The organism is Hydrogenophaga palleronii (genome assembly GCF_031457455.1).
GTDB lineage: Bacteria > Pseudomonadota > Gammaproteobacteria > Burkholderiales > Burkholderiaceae_C > Hydrogenophaga > Hydrogenophaga palleronii_A.
Genome location: NZ_JAVDWU010000009.1, coordinates 32,570 through 49,463 on the forward strand (window position 1 = coordinate 32,570; position 16,894 = coordinate 49,463).

The 16,894-nt window shown below is 65.1% G+C and carries 14 protein-coding genes; all 14 read left to right on the plus strand.

What is annotated here, in order from left to right; all coding sequences use genetic code 11:
• Positions 1 to 175 precede the first annotated feature (175 nt).
• The 14 genes from J2W49_RS18985 to J2W49_RS19050 all read left to right on the plus strand — a co-directional run bounded on the left by J2W49_RS18985 (position 176) and on the right by J2W49_RS19050 (position 16,714).
• Positions 176 to 1,660 carry an aldehyde dehydrogenase family protein gene (locus J2W49_RS18985; protein WP_310320025.1) on the plus strand — a complete coding sequence of 495 codons (1,485 nt, stop codon included), beginning with the start codon at positions 176 to 178 and terminating at the stop codon, positions 1,658 to 1,660.
• 206 nt (positions 1,661 to 1,866) lie between these two features.
• Positions 1,867 to 2,532 (plus strand): haloacid dehalogenase type II, encoded by a 666-nt coding sequence (locus tag J2W49_RS18990; protein WP_310320028.1) that lies wholly within the window; start codon positions 1,867 to 1,869, stop codon positions 2,530 to 2,532.
• A gap of 34 nt (positions 2,533 to 2,566) precedes the next feature.
• Positions 2,567 to 3,859 (plus strand): NAD(P)/FAD-dependent oxidoreductase, encoded by a 1,293-nt coding sequence (locus J2W49_RS18995; RefSeq protein WP_310320032.1) that lies wholly within the window; start codon positions 2,567 to 2,569, stop codon positions 3,857 to 3,859.
• Positions 3,860 to 3,963: 104 nt separating this feature from the next.
• A complete protein-coding gene (locus J2W49_RS19000; protein ID WP_310320035.1) occupies positions 3,964 to 5,592 on the plus strand; it encodes an ABC transporter substrate-binding protein in 1,629 nt (542 codons plus the stop codon).
• A 16-nt stretch (positions 5,593 to 5,608) separates the two neighbouring features.
• On the plus strand, positions 5,609 to 6,565 hold the full coding sequence (locus J2W49_RS19005) for an ABC transporter permease (protein ID WP_310320039.1): 957 nt from the start codon (positions 5,609 to 5,611) through the stop codon (positions 6,563 to 6,565).
• Positions 6,566 to 6,576: 11 nt separating this feature from the next.
• Positions 6,577 to 7,452, plus strand: coding sequence for an ABC transporter permease (locus J2W49_RS19010; RefSeq protein ID WP_310320040.1), 876 nt, complete (start codon positions 6,577 to 6,579; stop codon positions 7,450 to 7,452).
• A gap of 1 nt (position 7,453) precedes the next feature.
• Entirely contained in the window at positions 7,454 to 9,085 is a 1,632-nt protein-coding gene (locus J2W49_RS19015; protein WP_310320043.1) for an ABC transporter ATP-binding protein, read from the plus strand.
• An 18-nt stretch (positions 9,086 to 9,103) separates the two neighbouring features.
• Positions 9,104 to 10,192, plus strand: a complete 1,089-nt coding sequence (locus J2W49_RS19020) for a tartrate dehydrogenase (protein WP_310320045.1) — start codon at positions 9,104 to 9,106, stop codon at positions 10,190 to 10,192.
• 49 nt (positions 10,193 to 10,241) lie between these two features.
• On the plus strand, positions 10,242 to 11,708 hold the full coding sequence (locus tag J2W49_RS19025) for an NAD-dependent succinate-semialdehyde dehydrogenase (protein ID WP_310320048.1): 1,467 nt from the start codon (positions 10,242 to 10,244) through the stop codon (positions 11,706 to 11,708).
• A 396-nt stretch (positions 11,709 to 12,104) separates the two neighbouring features.
• Positions 12,105 to 12,902 (plus strand): ABC transporter ATP-binding protein, encoded by a 798-nt coding sequence (locus J2W49_RS19030; protein ID WP_310320051.1) that lies wholly within the window; start codon positions 12,105 to 12,107, stop codon positions 12,900 to 12,902.
• Positions 12,899 to 13,693 (plus strand): ABC transporter ATP-binding protein, encoded by a 795-nt coding sequence (locus J2W49_RS19035; protein ID WP_405001052.1) that lies wholly within the window; start codon positions 12,899 to 12,901, stop codon positions 13,691 to 13,693. The genes J2W49_RS19030 and J2W49_RS19035 overlap by 4 nt, the downstream gene beginning before the upstream one ends.
• On the plus strand, positions 13,690 to 14,562 hold the full coding sequence (locus J2W49_RS19040) for a branched-chain amino acid ABC transporter permease (protein ID WP_310320053.1): 873 nt from the start codon (positions 13,690 to 13,692) through the stop codon (positions 14,560 to 14,562). The genes J2W49_RS19035 and J2W49_RS19040 overlap by 4 nt, the downstream gene beginning before the upstream one ends.
• Before the next feature lie 2 nt (positions 14,563 to 14,564).
• Positions 14,565 to 15,515 (plus strand): branched-chain amino acid ABC transporter permease, encoded by a 951-nt coding sequence (locus tag J2W49_RS19045; protein WP_310320055.1) that lies wholly within the window; start codon positions 14,565 to 14,567, stop codon positions 15,513 to 15,515.
• On the plus strand, positions 15,512 to 16,714 hold the full coding sequence (locus tag J2W49_RS19050; RefSeq protein WP_310320058.1) for an ABC transporter substrate-binding protein: 1,203 nt from the start codon (positions 15,512 to 15,514) through the stop codon (positions 16,712 to 16,714). The genes J2W49_RS19045 and J2W49_RS19050 overlap by 4 nt, the downstream gene beginning before the upstream one ends.
• Positions 16,715 to 16,894: the final 180 nt, after the last annotated feature.

Consider the following 16,894-nt stretch of genomic DNA (forward strand, 5'->3'; position numbering starts at 1 on the left):
AAGCTTCGTCTGTTGGACCCCTGCCTTTTGCAATTCGCTGCGGTGCAGCGGCCTCTTACAGCCACAAATGCCGGGGCTTAGTCCCTAGCATTGGTGACGGCTTTTGCCAGTGCCCGCAGATGCCCGGCAACGGGTTCGCGGACGCCTTCTTCGTCCTCTTTCTTCAGGTGCTTCCATGCAGTTGTTCGACCCCCTCTCCATCACCGTCTCCAGTGGGCATTTCATTGGGGGCCGTGTGGTGCCTGACAACGCGCGCCTTGAGGTGCGGCGCCCTTCAGACGGGCAGGTACACGCCAGTCTGCCGGTGGCCGATGCCAGCACGGTGGATGCGGCGGTGCAAAACGCCTGGCAGGCCTGGCGCCACACCGACTGGGCGCGCCGCGCCCCACGCGAGCGGGCGCGGGTGCTGCGCCGCTGGGCCGATCTGATCGAGGCCGATGTGCAGCGCCTGGCCGCGCTGGAGGCGGTGTGTTCAACGCGTCCCGTGCGCGACGCCACCGCCTGGGACGTGCCCTTCACGGCAGAGGGCTTGCGCTTCTTCTCCGAGTACGCCGACAAGCTGGGCGGCGAGGTGGCCGCCACGCGCCACGATCACTTGGGGCTGGTGGTGGCCGAGCCCTATGGCGTGGTGGGTGCCATCACGCCGTGGAATTTTCCGCTGGTCATGGTGTCGTGGAAGGTGGGTGCTGCGCTGGCCGCGGGCAATGCGGTGGTGCTCAAGCCCTCGGAGATGACGCCGTTCTCCGTCATCCGCCTGGCCGAACTGGCCATCGAGGCCGGGGTGCCCGCAGGCATCTTCAACATCGTGCAGGGTGATGGCCGCACCACCGGTGATGCGCTCACGCGGCATCCGCTGATCAGCAAGATGACCTTCACCGGCTCCACCCGCACCGGGGCCGCCATCATGGCCAGCTGTGCCCTGCAGGGGCCGAAGCCGGTGACCTTGGAGCTCGGCGGCAAGAGCCCGCAACTGGTGTTCGACGACGCACCCGACGTGGACTGCCTGGCGGCGATGGTGGCCGGGGCCATCACCGGCAATTCCGGGCAGGTGTGTGTGGCAGGCTCGCGCCTCATCGTGCAGCGCGGCATCGCCGAGGCGCTGGTCGAGCGCATCACGCAGCGCTTCGGGGCACTGCGCCCTGGCGCCACCTGGGACGCACAAGCCACCTTGCCGCCCATCATTTCAGCGCCGCAGGCCGCGCGCATCCTGGACATCGTGGATCGTGCGCGCGAGGCGGGTGCGCAACTGCGTTGCGGCGGGGGGCTGTTTGATGGCGGCCCGGGCGGCGCGTACTTCCAGCCCACTCTGATTGATGGCGTGACCACCGACAACCCGGCGGTGCAGGAAGAGATCTTTGGCCCCGTGCTCACGGTGCAGACCTTCGACACCGAAGAAGAGGGGCTGGCTCTGGCCGCGCACGAGCACTATGGATTGGCAGCGGGCGTGCACACCGCAGACATGGGCCGTGCCCTGCGCGCCATGCGCAACCTGTCTGCGGGCACGGTGTGGATCAACCGATATGGACGCAGCGCCGACTTCGTGATTCCCACGGGCGGGTATCACCAGTCAGGCATTGGCAAGGACCTGGGGCGCCAGGCGGTGGAAGCCAACCTGCGCTTCAAAAGTGTGCTGATCGACTTTGCTGCGGCGCACCAATGAGGGGTGTCTGCACATATCCAGTGCGAACCACACGACATGCTGGCAAGCCCCATGAAATGCGCAACATTGTCTCGTGGACCCACCCCATTTCCCTACGCACTGAGCGTTGTTGGGTGCTCCAATCAATTCGTCATCACCCTGTCGCAACAGTAATTCAAGGATGCGACCCGCGACGGTCGGCAACCGATCTTTCAAGGAAATGAACCATGACTTTTCGACCCAAGTATGTGACCTTTGACTGCTATGGCACGCTCACCCGTTTTCGCATGGGCGAGATGACCCGCGAACTGTTTGCCGACCGCATCCGGCCCGAGCAGATGGACCAGTTCATTGCCGACTACTCGGCCTACCGCTTCGACGAGGTGCTGGGCGACTGGCAGCCGTATGAGGTGGTGCTGAAGAACGCCGTGCGCCGCCTGTGCAAGAAGTGGAAGATCCAGTACTTCGATACCGACGGTCAGGCGTACTACGACGCGGTGCCCACCTGGGACCCGCACGCCGACGTGCCCGCCGGTCTGGCCAAAGTGGCCAAGGAAATTCCACTGGTCATCCTGTCCAATGCCGACGACTCGCAGATCCAGAAGAACGTGGCCATGTTGGGTGCACCGTTTCACCGCGTGTACACCGCACAGCAGGCCCAGGCCTACAAGCCCCGCCTGAAGGCCTTTGAATACATGCTCGATTCGCTGGGCTGCAACCCCGAAGACCTGCTGCACGTGTCCTCCAGCCTGCGCTACGACCTGATGTCGGCCGACGATATCGGCATCAAGAACAAGGTGTTCGTGAATCGCGGTCATGGACCTGGCTGCCCTGCTTACGGCTACACCGAGATCCAGGACATCGGTGGCCTGCCCGGCGTGGTCGGTCTCTGATCCACATTCCGACGCTATCAACCCACGAAGCATCATGAAGCTCGACTCCTACTGGAACGACGCCTTGCTCACACTGCCTGGCGTGGCCAATCCTGCCCTGCCCACGCAGGTGGATGTGGCCATTGTCGGCGGCGGCTTCACGGGCTTGTCCGCTGCCCTGAAGCTGGCGCAGCGCGGTGCCTCGGTGGTGGTGCTTGAAGCCGGTGCCACGGTGGCGCCGGAGGCATCGGGCCGCAACGGTGGCCATGTGAACAACGGGCTGGCGGTGGACTACGCCGAGGTGGCCGCCAAGGTGGGCGTGGCACAGGCACGTGCCTGGTACAACGCCTACGATGACGCGGTGGACAGCGTGGCACGCCTGGTGCAAGAAGAAGGCATCGACTGCGACTTCCTGCGCCACGGAAAGCTCAAGCTGGCCACCAAGGCCTACCAGGTGGACGCGCTGCACCGCAGCGCCGAGCAGCTCGTGGCCGACGGCGTGGACACCGACGTGGAGGTGCTGGACGCCGCGCGCGTGCGGGACGAAGTGCAGAGCGAGCGCTTCGTGGGCGGCTTGCTCTACAAGCGCAGCGCGCAAATGCACATGGGGCGCTTTGCCCACGGCCTGGCCCAGGCGGCGCAGCGACAGGGCGCACAGATCCACACCGGCACACGGGTGAATCGCGTGGAGCGTGTGCAAGGCCAGGTGCACCGGCTGCACACCGACCGCGGTGTGGTGCGGGCCAACCAGGTGCTGCTGGCCACCGGCGCATCGCGCCACGGCGGCTACAGCAGCTTTGGCTGGCTGCGCCGGCGCATCGTGCCCATCGGCAGTTTCATCGTGGTGACCGAACCTCTGGGCGCCGAGCGGGCACAAGCCTTGCTGGCCCATCGCCGCACCTACACCACGATCGCCAACATCCACCACTACTTCCGCCTCACCGAAGACCACCGGCTGGTGTTTGGTGGACGTGCGAGGTTTGCCATCTCCAGCCCCACCTCCGATGCCGCGAGCGGCGAGGTGCTGCGCGCGGGCCTGGCGGCCACATTCCCGCAACTGGGCCCCGTCCGGTTGGACTACTGCTGGGGCGGGCTGGTGGACGTGACGCAGGACCGCCTGCCCCATGCGGGCGAACGCGACGGCCTGTTCTATTCCATGGGCTACAGCGGCCATGGCACGCAGATGTCGGTTCACATGGGCCAATGCATGGCCGATGTGATGGCGGGCGATGCCAGCGCCAACCCCTGGAAGGGCCGCGACTGGCCGGCCATTCCTGGCCACTTCGGGCCACCTTGGTTCTTGCCCGCTGTGGGCTTGTACTTCCGGCTCAAGGACCGCCTGGCCTGAAGGCCAGACCACCGTCAGCCGCCTTTTCCGTTTGCCTTCATTTGTCTTTTTGCTTTCTTTGACGACCAGCGATCTCTTTTATTTTTTCAACCCGGAGCACCACCATGAGCGATAGCCACAACCCATTCAAGCAACTTGTCGGTCCCAGCGAGAGCCTGCGCATGATGGACTCGCTCAGGCGCGGTGCCACCCGGCGCGACGTGCTGGCCATGCTGGCGGCGGGGGGCATGCAGGCCACGCTGGCCGGCAGCATCGCTTCGCTGGCCACCACGGCACATGCGCAGACGCCACGCAAAGGCGGCCGCATCCGGGTGGCCAGCTCTTCCTCGGGCGTGAACGACACGCTCGACCCGGCGCGCCAGTCCGGCCACATCGACTACTGCCGCGGCTTCATGTTCTACAACGGCCTGACCGTGCTGGATGGCAACCTGGCGCCGCAGCCGCAGTTGGCCGAGGAGTTCAGCACCCAGGACGCTCAGACCTGGGTGTTCAAGCTGCGCAAGGGCGTGACCTTCCACGATGGCAAACCACTGACGCCGGCCGACGTGGTGTTCTCGATGATGCGACACAAGGACCCGGCGACCGCCTCGCGCGCCAAGGTGCTGGCCGACCAGTTCGCATCGGTGACCGCCACCGGCCCCAACGAGGTGACCTTCCGCCTGAGCGCGCCAAATGCCGACCTGCCCGTGATCCTGGGCACCTATCACTTCCACATCGTTCCGGACGGCACCACCAACTTCGCCGCCGGCATCGGCACCGGTCCCTTCAAGGTCAAGGAGTTCAAGCCCGGCGAGCGTTCGATCGCGGTGCGCAACGACAACTACTGGAAGCCCAACCGGCCCTACCTGGACGAGATCGAGCTCGTCGGTATTTCTGACGAGTCGGCGCGCGTGAACGCGCTGCTGTCCGGTCAACTGGACCTGGTGGTGGCGGTGTCACCGCGCTCGCTCAACCGTGTGCTGGCCAGTGGTACCCACACCATTTTCGAGACCAAGGCCACCAACTACACCAACCTCATCATGCGGCGCGACGGAGGTCCGGGCAGCAACCCCGACTTTGTGCTGGCGATGAAATACCTGTTCAACCGCGAGCAGTTGGTCAAGAACATTCAGCTCGGCCGAGGGGTGGTGGCCAACGACCAGCCGATCGCCTCGAACAACCGCTTCTTCTTCAAGGGCCTGCCGCAGCGCGCCTACGACCTCGAGAAGGCGAAATGGCACCTGCAGAAGGCCAACTTGGGCAGCGCCCCCATCCCTGTGGTGGCGTCGCCGGCCGCGACCAACTCGGTCGAAACGGCCCTGGTCATGCAGCACGCCGCCAAGCAGATCGGGCTGAACCTGGATGTCAAGCGCATGCCGGCCGATGGCTACTGGTCTTCGCACTGGATGAAGCACCCGGTGGGCTTCGGCAACATCAATGCCCGCCCCAGTGCTGACATCGCGCTGTCTCTGTTTTTCAAGTCCGATTCCCCAACGAACGAGGCGGGCTGGAAGAACGAGAAGTTCGACCAGCTGCTGGTGGCTGCGCGTGGCGAGACCGACATGGCCAAGCGCACCCAGATGTACGCCGACATGCAGGTGATGATCCACAACGAGGGTGGCATCGGCATCCCGTACTTCAACTCCAGCCTGGACGGCCACAGCAAGAAGCTCAAGGGCCTGTCGCCGATCCCGATTGGCGGGATGATGGGCACCTCGTTCGCCGAGCACGTGTGGCTCGACGACGCCGCCTGAAGCGGATGACAAAGCCATGAACAGCATTCTGTTCAAGCTGGTGGCACAGCGGATCGCTCTGGCGCTGCTGTCACTGCTGGCGGTGTCGACAGTGGTGTTCGCCATCACCTCGGTGCTGCCGGGCGACGCGGCGCAGGAACAGCTGGGCCAGGACGCCACACCCGAGTTGGTGGCCGAACTGCGCGCCCAGCTGGGCCTGGACCGTCCGGCGCACGAGCGCTACCTGAGCTGGATCGGCGGACTCGCACGGGGCGACCTGGGTGTGTCGTCCACCGCCCGCGTGCCGGTGGTGGACCTCATTGCAAGCCGGCTGCCGAACTCGCTCCTGCTGGCGGCGGTGACCGCGCTGTTTGCGGTGCCCATCGCGCTGACCCTGGGCATCTCGGCGGCGGTCTGGCGCGGCTCCTGGTTCGACCGCAGCATGTCCACCGCCGCCGTTACCGTGGTTTCGGTGCCCGAGTTTCTGGTGGCCACCTTGGCGGTGCTGGTGTTTGCGGTGCAGCTGCGCTGGCTGCCGGCGCTGTCCTATGTGAGCGAAATCGAGTCCCTGGGCCAGATGCTGCAAGCCTTTGCGATGCCGGTGGTGACGCTGACTTGTGTGATCGTGGCGCAGATGATGCGCATGACGCGGGCGGCGGTGATCGACCAGCTGGAGGCTCCCTACATCGAGATGGTGCGCCTCAAGGGCGCCTCGCCGATGCGCACCGTGCTCGCGCACGCGCTGCCCAACGCCGTGGGGCCGATTGCCAATGCGGTGGCGCTGAGCCTGTCGTACCTGCTGGGCGGCGTGATCATCGTCGAGACCATCTTCAACTACCCCGGCATCGCCAAGCTGATGGTGGAAGGGGTCGCCCAGCGCGACATTCCGCTGGTGCAGGCCTGCACCATGCTGTTCTGCGCCGGCTACCTGTTTCTCGTCACCATGGCCGACGTGTGCGGCATCGTGGCCAACCCTCGTCTGAGGCACGCATGAAGGACTTCGCCATGAGCAACGCCATACAGGGCAGTGGCCAGGACGGACCGGTCCGGTCCCGATGGTTCAGGCGACTGGCCCATTTCGGACTCACCGGCTGGATCGGTCTGGCCGTTGTGCTTTTCTGGGCCGTGGCCGCGATCTTCGGGCCGTCGCTGCTGTCGCAGACCGGCGCCGCCGACGGCGGCGAGGTGTTCGCGCCCATCAGCGCCGCGCACTGGCTGGGCACCGACTACCTCGGGCGAGACATGCTGGCACGGGTGATCGAAGGCGCACGCTACACCGTGGGCGTGGCCTTTCTGGCCACTGCGTTGGCCAGCGGCAGCGGTACCCTGCTGGCCTTGCTGGCGGCGGCCACCGGGCGCTGGACCGACAGTGTGCTCAGCCGCGTGCTGGACACACTGACTGCGATTCCCAGCAAGATGTTCGCGCTGCTGATGGTGGCCAGCTTCGGCACGTCGGTGCCCATGCTCATCGTCATGGCGGCCATCATCTACACGCCGGGCTCCTACCGCATCGCGCGCTCGCTGGCCGTCAACATCAATGCGCTCGACTACGTGACCGTGGCGCGCACGCGCGGCGAAGGCACCGCCTACGTGATGCTGAACGAGATCCTGCCCAACATCACCGGCCCCATGCTGGCCGACTTCGGGCTGCGCTTCGTCTATGTGGTGCTGCTGCTGGCCAGCATGAGCTTCCTGGGTCTGGGCATCCAGCCGCCCGAGGCCGACTGGGGGTCACTGGTGCGCGAGAACATCGAGGCACTGCCTGATGCCGGCGCCGCGGTGATCGCGCCGTCCATCGCCATCGCCAGTCTGACGATCGCCGTCAATCTGGTCATCGACAATCTGCCGGGCCGTGCGGCCCGCGAACGGGGAGGGCGCTGAAATGGGCTCACTGGTCGTTGTGGACAAACTCACCATCCGTGCGGGCGATGCCACGCTGGTCGATGCGCTGAGCTTCACCATCCGCCCCGGCGAAGTGCTGGCGCTGATTGGCGAGTCGGGTTCCGGAAAAACCACCACCGCGCTCGCACTCATGGGCCATGCGCGCCGCGGCTGCCACATCAGCAGCGGCAGCGTGCGCATCGGCGACACGGATGTGCTTTCGCTGGGCGCGGGGCCGCTGCGGGCGCTGCGCGGTCGCACCGTGTCGTACATCGCGCAGAGCGCGGCGGCCTCGTTCGACCCTTCGCGCAACATCATGGATCAGGTGGTCGAACCCACGCGCATTCACGGCACCATGACGCGGGCGCAGGCGGAGGCCAAAGCCGTGCAGTTGTTCAAGGAGCTGGCCTTGCCCGATCCCGAAACCATTGGCCAGCGCTACCCCCACCAGGTCTCGGGGGGGCAGCTGCAGCGGCTGATGGCCGCCATGGCACTCATCACGGACCCCGAATTGGTGATCCTGGACGAGCCCACCACGGCGCTGGACGTGACCACGCAGATCGAAGTGCTGCGCGCGTTCCGCCGCGTGGTGCGCGAGCGCCGCGCCACGGCCGTGTACGTGAGCCACGATCTGGCGGTGGTGGCGCAGATGGCGGACCACATCCTCGTGCTGCGCAACGGCCAGGCGCAGGAAGTCAACACCACCGAGCGCATTCTTTCCCACCCCGCCCATGAATACACCCAAAGTCTGCTGGCTGCGGCCCGTCCAGCACCCCTCGCATCCGATCTGAAAAAGGGTGAACTGCTGCTGGAAGTGAATGCGCTTTCGGCCGGGTACGGTGCGCTCAATGCGCAAGGCAAACCCTCATCCCTGATTCTTGAGGACATCAACTTCAAGCTCCACAAGGGACAGGCCATCGGCGTGATCGGTGAGTCCGGATCCGGCAAGACCACGCTGGCCCGCGCCATTGCGGGCTTGATCGCTCCGTGCCAAGGCAGCATCTTGTTCAAGGGACGCCCACTCAAGCCCGAGGTGCGCCAGCGCAGCAAAGAAGAGCTGCGGCAGATCCAGATCGTGTTCCAGATGGCGGACACGGCCTTGAACCCGTCGCAGACCATCGAGCGCATCCTGGCCCGTCCCCTGCAGTTTTACAAAGGCCTCAAAGGGCCGGCGTTGCAAAAGCGCATTCACGAACTGCTGGATCTGGTGCGACTGCCGCACTCGGTCGCGCAACGGCTGCCCGGCGGTCTCTCAGGCGGACAGAAGCAGCGCGTGAATCTGGCCCGCGCCCTGGCCGCCGAGCCCGACCTGATTCTGTGCGACGAAGTGACTTCGGCACTCGACACCGTGGTCGGTGCTGCCGTGTTGGAGCTGATCGCCGACCTGCGGCGTGAGCTCGGAGTGTCCTACCTCTTCATCAGCCACGACCTGCACACCGTGAAGTCGGTGTGCGACGAGATCATCGTCATGCAGCACGGCCGCAAGCTCGACCAGGTGGCGCGCCCCGACTTTGAACGCGGTCCGCACCACCCGTACTACGAGTTGCTGGCGGCGTCGGTGCCAGAGATGCGTCAGGGCTGGCTGGACGAACGCGATGCCGCCATGCCCGCGGCTGCTGCACTGGCCACTTGAACCAAGGAGAAGCATTTCATGAATCCCATTTTCCGGATCGCCGTCCTGGCCGGTGACGGCATCGGCAAGGAAGTGATACCAGAAGGCCTGCGTGTGGTGCAGGCCGCTGCGCAGCGCTTCGGCTTCGAGCTCGAATGCCACACCTTTGAATGGGCCAGCTGCGACTACCACGCCGCCCACGGCCAGATGATGCCCGACGACTGGAAGGCCCAGCTCTCGGGCATGGATGCGATCTACTTCGGTGCGGTGGGCTGGCCGGCCACCGTGCCTGACCACGTCTCGCTGTGGGGCTCGCTGCTCAAGTTTCGCCGCGAGTTCGACCAGTACATCAACCTGCGCCCCGTGCGCCTGTTTGAAGGCGTGCCCTGCCCACTGGCCGGGCGCAAGCCCGGCGACATTGATTACCTGGTGGTGCGCGAGAACACCGAGGGTGAATACACCTCGCTCGGCGGCATCATGTACGAAGGCACCGACCGTGAGGTCGTCATCCAGGAATCGGTGTACTCGCGCCACGGCGCCAACCGCCTCTTGAAGTTCGCTTTTGACCTGGCCCAGAGCCGCAAAAAAAAGCATGTGACCCTGGCCACCAAGAGCAACGGCATTGCCATCAGCATGCCCTGGTGGGACCAGCGCGCCGACGCCGTGGCCAAGGACTACCCCGAGGTCACGCTGGACAAACAGCACATCGACATCCTCACTGCGCGCTTCGTGCTGCAGCCCGGCCGCTTCGACGTGGTGGCCGCCACCAACCTGTTTGGCGACATCCTCAGCGATCTCGGTCCCGCGACCACCGGGACGATCGGCCTGGCCCCTTCGGCCAACCTCAATCCCGAGCGCACTTTCCCCAGCCTGTTCGAGCCGGTGCACGGTTCGGCGCCCGACATCTACGGCAAGAACATTGCCAACCCAATTGCGATGATCTGGTCGGGTGCGCTGATGCTGGACTTCCTCACCCGCGGTGAGGGCGCCGGCCGCGCCGCGCACGACGCCATCGTGGCCGCCATCGAAGAAGTCCTGCGGACGGGGCCGCGCACGCCCGACCTGGGCGGAACGGCCAACACCACGCAGGTCGGCGAGGCGATCGCGGCGCTGGTCGCGGGGTCCTGATTCGCCGCCTCTCTTCCACTCCCCTCTCACCACTCACCTCCTCACTGCCATGCCTTTGACCCTTCAACGTGCGGACCTGATCCGCAGCGCCAACTTCATTGACGGCCAATGGTCTTCCACACAGGCCACGCTGGATGTCACCGACCCTGCCACAGGCGAGCTGATCACCCGCGTGCCCGACTCCGGCGCGGCAGAGGCCGCTGCGGCGCTGCTCGCCGCCCACCAGGCCTTCGCCAGCTGGAAAAAGGTTCCGGCCAAACAGCGGGCCGCGATCATCAAGCGCTGGAACGATCTGGTCATGGCGCATCAGGACGATCTGGGCAAGCTCATCTCGCGCGAGCAGGGCAAGCCCCTGGCCGAAGGCAAGGGCGAGGTCGCCTATGCCGCGAGCTACATCGAGTGGTTCGGCGAAGAGGCCACACGGCTCAACGGCGAAGTCATCCCCGCCCATGTCACCGGTCGCAAGGTCTTCGCGTTGAAAGAACCCATCGGTGTGGTGGCCGCCATCACGCCCTGGAACTTTCCGGCCGCGATGATCGCCCGCAAGATCGCGCCCGCGCTCGCCGCCGGTTGCACCGTGGTCTGCAAGCCCGCCGAAGACACGCCGCTGACTTCGCTGGCCCTGGTGCATCTGGCCAACGAGGCCGGGGTGCCCCCGGGCGTGCTGAACATCGTCACCGCTTCGCGCGAGAAGACGCCGGAGGTGGTGGACCTGTGGCTGGATGACAGCCGCGTGCGAAAGATCACCTTCACCGGCTCTACAGCGGTGGGCAAGCACCTCGCCCGGCGCAGCGCCGACACGCTCAAGAAGCTGTCGCTGGAACTCGGTGGCAACGCGCCCTTCATCGTCTTCGAAGACGCCGATCTGGACGCCGCGGTCGACGGTGTGATGGCCGCGAAATTCCGCAACGGCGGGCAGACCTGCGTCAGCCCCAACCGCCTGTTCGTGCACCGCAAGGTGCAGGACGCCTTCGCGCAGAAGCTCTGCGCGCGCGTTGAAGCGCTCAATGTCGGACCGGCCAGCGACGCCGCCTCACAGATCGGCCCCATGATCAACGCTCGCGCGGTGGAAAAGATCGAGCGCCACGTGCAGGACGCCGTGGCGCAAGGCGCGCAGCTGCTCACCGGCGGCGTGCGCCTGACGGCCCTGGGCCCGAACTACTACGCGCCCACGGTGCTCATGGGGGTGGATCCCAGCATGGCCTGTTCGTGCGAAGAAACCTTCGGACCGGTCGCCGCGATGGCGGTGTTTGATGACGAGGCGACCGTGGTGGCGCAGGCCAACGACACGCCCTTCGGCCTGGCCGCGTACTTCTACAGCCAGGACGTGCGGCGCATCTGGCGCGTGGCCGAGGCATTGGAAACAGGCATCGTCGGTATCAACGAAGGCGCGCTCGCCTCCGAGGCGGCTCCGTTTGGCGGCGTGAAGGAGTCGGGCTATGGCCGCGAAGGTTCCACGCACGGGCTGGATGACTACACGCACACCAAGTATGTGTGTCAGGGTCAGCTTGACTGAGCACTCCGGGGAGCTGTTCAGCGTGCGGCGATCACGTCACTGGGGCGGTGAGCGGACGAGCCCGCACCACCGTCGCTCGTAAAACACTTCAAAAGCCAGGGGAGTCATCCGCCTGGCTTTTGTGCGTTTGCGTCATGGCGAGAAGCATCGCGTGTTTGCCCAGCCACGTCACTGCTCCGCGGAGCCAGCCAACGTGAGCGGGTGCGGCCACCGCTTTCGTCGCAGGTCATGTCGATCGGGCCGTGTCCACGACCACGCACCGCACGCCGTGATGGGCGGAGTCATTTAGTGCCATTCGAAATCATTGTTTCTGCCATTCTCGCGCTCAAACACGCTCCCTAGACTTCGCTCAAACAGACGCGCCGCAGCTGTGGCAGCGAATGAACAGGAGACTGGATGAAATACGACGGGTCGAGCGGACAGCGGCAAGCCGCAACGCTTCTGCAAGTGCGAGACGTGACACTTCGCTTCGGCGGCGTCGTCGCGCTCGACGGCGTTTCGTTTGATGTCGAGCAGGGCGAGATCTGTGGCCTCATCGGCCCCAATGGTGCTGGCAAGACGACGCTCTTCAATTGTCTTTCACGTTTGTATGACTGCGAGGGCGAGATCCTGTTTGAAGGGCGAGCTCTTGCGCAGCTGTCGCGGCACCGCATGGCTGGCTTTGGCATTGGACGCACCTTCCAGAACCTCGCGCTGTTTCGCAGCCTCACGGTGCGCCAGAACATACTCATGGGCACCCATTGCCTCCGGCGAGCGGGTTTCCTGGCGCATGCCATGCGCCTGCCCATCGTGTCGCGCGAAGAGCTTGCACAGGGACAGCGCGCGGACGAACTGATCGAGCTGCTGGCGCTTGGCGAGGTGGCGCACGTGGCCGTGGCGCAGCTGCCATTCGGAACCCAGAAGCGCGTCGAGCTGGCTCGTGCGTTGGCCGCCTCGCCCAAGCTGTTGCTGCTTGACGAGCCGGCATGCGGGCTCAACCATGAAGAGGTGGATCAGCTGGCTGCACTGATCCGTCAGCTCCGGAAACGCTTCACCCTCACGGTGCTGCTGGTGGAGCACCACATGGGCCTGGTGATGGCGTTGTCAGACAAGATCGTCGCGTTGAACTTCGGCCGCAAGATCGCGGAAGGTACGCCGCAGGACGTGCGCGACGAGCCCGAGCTGATCAAGGCCTACTTGGGAGCATCTGTATGAGCGCCGTGCCGGGCCGTTCCCAAGCAAGCTCGCACCGCAGCCCGAAGGGCGAAGGTACACCCGTGAGCGAGTTGCTGCTCGATGTGCGTGGCCTGGAAGCCGGTTATGGATCGACGCGTGCGCTGTTCGGCATCGACCTGCAGGTGAGCGCAGGCTCCATCACAGCGCTGCTGGGTGCAAACGGAGCCGGCAAGACCACGACGTTGCGCGCGCTGTGCGGACTGATCCGGCGACAGGGGAGCGTCACGCTGGCGGGCCAACGCATCGAGGGCATGGCAACGGAGGACATTGTGCGACTGGGGGTCGCTCACGTTCCTGACGGACGCGGCACCTTCACGGGGCTCACGACAGAAGAGAACCTCCGGATGGGGGCCTGCACGCGGCGCGACAAGGCCGGTGTGCGTGAGGACTTCGAGCGCTTCTATGAGTACTTCCCACGACTGAAGGAGCGGCGGCACCAGCAGGCCGGCACGCTGTCCGGGGGGGAGCAGCAGATGCTGGCCATCGCGCGTGCGCTGATGCTGCGGCCCCGGTTGCTGCTGCTGGACGAACCGTCCTTTGGGCTGGCACCGCTGATGGTGCAGGAGATCTTTCGCATCATGGGGCGCATACGCGAAAGCCAGAACGTCGCCATCCTGCTGGTGGAGCAAAACGCTTCGCTCGCGCTGGAACTGGCCGACACGGCCTATCTGCTGGAAACCGGGCGAATCGTGCTCGCCGGGACGGCCGCTGCGGTGCGCAGCAACGACGCCGTGCGCAGCGCCTACCTGGGTGGAGATCAAGCCATATGAACGAATTCATTTCACAACTTCTGTCGGGTCTGGCCACCGGTGGCATCTACGCCAGCATGGCGCTGGCCCTGGTGATGATCTACCGCAGCACGCACCACGTGAACTTCGCGCAGGGCGAGATGGCGATGTTCTCCACCTTCCTCGCCTCCATGCTGATCCAGGCGGGTTGGCCGTACTGGGCGACGTTCTTCGCGACCGTGGGGATCGCTTTTGCGATGGGCGCGGCCATCGAGATGACACTGATCCGGCGCCTGCGCAACGCACCGATCCTGTCGATCGTGGTCGTGTTCGTCGCGCTGCTGGTCATCTTGCACAGCCTGGCGGGCTGGCTGTTCGGCTACACGATCCGGTCGTTCCCGAGCCCGTTCGCCGAATCCACGTGGTACGGCAGCACCCTGCTGTCGCCGCACCAGATCGGCGCCATCGGCATCACGCTGCTGATGTTGGCACTGGTGTACGTGTTCTTCCGCTTTTCGCCGCTGGGGCTTGCGATGCGGGCCACCGCAGAGAACCCTGTGTCCAGCCGCCTCGTTGGTGTGCGGGTCAACCGCATGCTGGCCCTGGGCTGGGGGCTCGCCGGTGCCATCGGTGCGGTCGCCGGGATGATGATCGCGCCGGTTGTGTTCCTGGATGTGCACATGATGTCTGGCGTCCTGATTTACGCCTTCGCTGCGGCGGTGCTGGGGGGCATCGCCAGCGCGTGGGGTGCTGTGGTGGGCGGCTTCATCGTCGGGGTGCTGGAGAACCTGCTGGGCACCTACGTGGTCGGCTCGGAGCTCAAATTGTCCGTGGCGCTGGTGCTGATCATCGGCGTGCTGGTGGTGCGCCCGTCCGGCTTGTTCGGCAAAGCCGTTGTGGTGAGGGTGTGAACATGGGACAACGAGCGCTTCTGACCGCCTTGGTCGCCGCAGCCTGCGTGCTGCCCTTCGTTGTGCCCAGCTACATGCTGTTCCAGCTGACCATGGTGCTGGCCTATGCACTGGCGCTGCTGGGGCTCAACCTGCTGGTCGGGTTCAACGGCCAGATCTCGCTGGGCCACGGCGCCTTCTTCGCGCTGGGCGCCTACACGGCGGCGATGCTCATGGAACACGCGGGCTGGCCCTACTGGGCGACGCTTCCTGTTGCGGCGCTGGTCGGCGGCATCGTCGGCTATCTGTTCGGCCTGCCCGCCTTGAAACTCGATGGCGTGTACCTGGCGATGGCCACCTTTGCGCTGGGCGTCGTCACGCCGCAATTGCTCAAATACCGAGGACTGGAGACGTGGACCGGCGGCTCGCAAGGCCTGGTACTGCTCAAGCCCGACGCTCCCTTCGGCTTGCCACTGGACCAGGACCAATGGCTGTATTTCTTCTGCCTGGGTGTCGCCATGGTGCTGTTCGCGATTGCCCACAACCTGCTGCGCGGCGCGATGGGGCTGAACCTGGTCGCGGTGCGCGACCACCCGATCGCGGCCGAGGCCATGGGCGTGAACAACGCGCGCATCAAGAGCATCACTTTCGGCATCTCGGCGCTGTACACCAGCGTGGGTGGCGCGCTTTCGGCGATCGTGGTGCAGTTCGTCGCGCCCGACAGCTTCACCGTGTTCCTGTCGATCACGCTGTTGGTGGGGGCCGTGGTCGGCGGGCTGTCCTCGCTGTCGGGCGCTGTGTTCGGCGCCGTGTTCATTCAATTCGTTCCGCGCTTCGCGGAACTGGTGTCCAAGGCTGCGCCTTGGGCCGTGTATGGCGCCATTCTGCTGGTGCTGATGCTGATCTGGCCGACCGGCGTGGCTGGCGGCATCGCGCGGCTGCGCGCCTGGTTTTTTTCAAGGAGACAAGCATGAAGACGATCGTTCTCGCACTCACGGCGGCCCTGGCTTTGGCCTGTGGCAGCGCCTCGGCTCAGAAGAAATACGACCCCGGTGCTTCTGACACCACCATCCGCATCGGGCAGACCATGCCCTACAGCGGGGCAGCCTCGATCTACGGCGAAGTGGGCAAGACCCAGGCGGCGTACTTTCGCATGGTCAACGATCAGGGTGGCGTCAACGGTCGCAAGATCGAATTCGTGAGCCTGGATGACGGCTACTCGCCGCCGAAGACGGTGGAAGGTGTGCGCAAGCTGGTCGAGCAGGAAGAAGTGCTGCTGTTGTACGGGATGTTCGGCACGGCCACCAACAGCGCCATCCATCGTTATGTCAACGCCAAGAAGATTCCGCACCTGCTGTTGCTGACCGGTGCGTCCAAATGGAACGATCCGGTGAAAAATCCGTGGAGCATGAGCTTCTACCCGGACTACCCATCCGAGGCCAAAGTCTATGCGCGCCAGATCCTGGGGAGCACGCCAAACGCCAAGATCGCCGTGCTGTACCAGAACGACGACTACGGGCGTGACTACCTCAAGGGTTTCAAGGAAGGCCTGGGCGCCAAGGCCGCCGCAATGATCGTGGCCGAGGCTTCGTACGAACTCACCGACCCCACGGTCGATTCGCAGATCGTGCAGCTGCGCGGGTCCGGTGCGGACGTGCTGGTCAGCTTCAGCACCGCCAAGGCCGCGATCCAGACGCTGCGCAAGGTGCACGACACCGGCTGGAAGCCGACCCACTACCTGGCCCAGGGTGCCGCGCTGATCGGCGCCGTGTTCAATCCCGCAGGGCCGGAGAAGGCCACCGGCGTCATCTCCACCGCCTACTCGAAGGACCCGAACGACAAGCAATGGGAAAACGATGCAGCTTTCCAGGACTGGCTGGCCTTCATGAAGAAATACCGACCCGAAGCAGACCTGCGCCTGGGCTCCCACGTCTATGCCTACTCCAGCGCGAGACTGATGGTGGACATCCTGCGTGCCTCTGGCGACACCCTCACGCGTGAGAACGTGCTGAAGCAGGCCGCTTCCATCAAGGCCGTGCAGTTGCCCATGTTCCTGCCCGGCGTGGTGGTCAGCAGCGCGCCGGACGACTACCGCCTGATCAAGTCCCTGCAGCCTGTCGTCTTTGACGGCACGCGCTGGAACAAGTTGGGCAGCTTTGTCTCGATCGACTAGGGCCTGTTCACACTATTTTTCCAAGATGCGTTGCGGATCAAAAAGGCCATGCGCAAGGCGCGAAACGCAGCCGGGGTCGCCCCCCGGCAAGGCTTCGCAACGCCGCGCATGGCCTTTTTGGCCGCAACCCGAAGGGAATGGGTTGAAAACAGCGCCACTCGTTGTTGCACTCCTAGGCCA

Excerpts from the sequence above, each read along its gene's own strand:
- J2W49_RS19005 (WP_310320039.1), top strand. The coding sequence starts at position 5,609 with ATGAACAGCATTCTGTTCAAGCTGGTGGCACAGCGGATCGCTCTGGCG.
- J2W49_RS18995 (WP_310320032.1), top strand. The coding sequence starts at position 2,567 with ATGAAGCTCGACTCCTACTGGAACGACGCCTTGCTCACACTGCCTGGC.
- J2W49_RS19000 (WP_310320035.1), top strand. The coding sequence starts at position 3,964 with ATGAGCGATAGCCACAACCCATTCAAGCAACTTGTCGGTCCCAGCGAG.
- J2W49_RS18990 (WP_310320028.1), top strand. The coding sequence starts at position 1,867 with ATGACTTTTCGACCCAAGTATGTGACCTTTGACTGCTATGGCACGCTC.
- J2W49_RS19020 (WP_310320045.1), top strand. The coding sequence starts at position 9,104 with ATGAATCCCATTTTCCGGATCGCCGTCCTGGCCGGTGACGGCATCGGC.
- J2W49_RS19010 (WP_310320040.1), top strand. The coding sequence starts at position 6,577 with ATGAGCAACGCCATACAGGGCAGTGGCCAGGACGGACCGGTCCGGTCC.
- J2W49_RS18985 (WP_310320025.1), top strand. The coding sequence starts at position 176 with ATGCAGTTGTTCGACCCCCTCTCCATCACCGTCTCCAGTGGGCATTTC.
- J2W49_RS19035 (WP_405001052.1), top strand. The coding sequence starts at position 12,899 with ATGAGCGCCGTGCCGGGCCGTTCCCAAGCAAGCTCGCACCGCAGCCCG.
- J2W49_RS19045 (WP_310320055.1), top strand. The coding sequence starts at position 14,565 with ATGGGACAACGAGCGCTTCTGACCGCCTTGGTCGCCGCAGCCTGCGTG.
- J2W49_RS19040 (WP_310320053.1), top strand. The coding sequence starts at position 13,690 with ATGAACGAATTCATTTCACAACTTCTGTCGGGTCTGGCCACCGGTGGC.
- J2W49_RS19015 (WP_310320043.1), top strand. The coding sequence starts at position 7,454 with ATGGGCTCACTGGTCGTTGTGGACAAACTCACCATCCGTGCGGGCGAT.
- J2W49_RS19025 (WP_310320048.1), top strand. The coding sequence starts at position 10,242 with ATGCCTTTGACCCTTCAACGTGCGGACCTGATCCGCAGCGCCAACTTC.
- J2W49_RS19050 (WP_310320058.1), top strand. The coding sequence starts at position 15,512 with ATGAAGACGATCGTTCTCGCACTCACGGCGGCCCTGGCTTTGGCCTGT.
- J2W49_RS19030 (WP_310320051.1), top strand. The coding sequence starts at position 12,105 with ATGAAATACGACGGGTCGAGCGGACAGCGGCAAGCCGCAACGCTTCTG.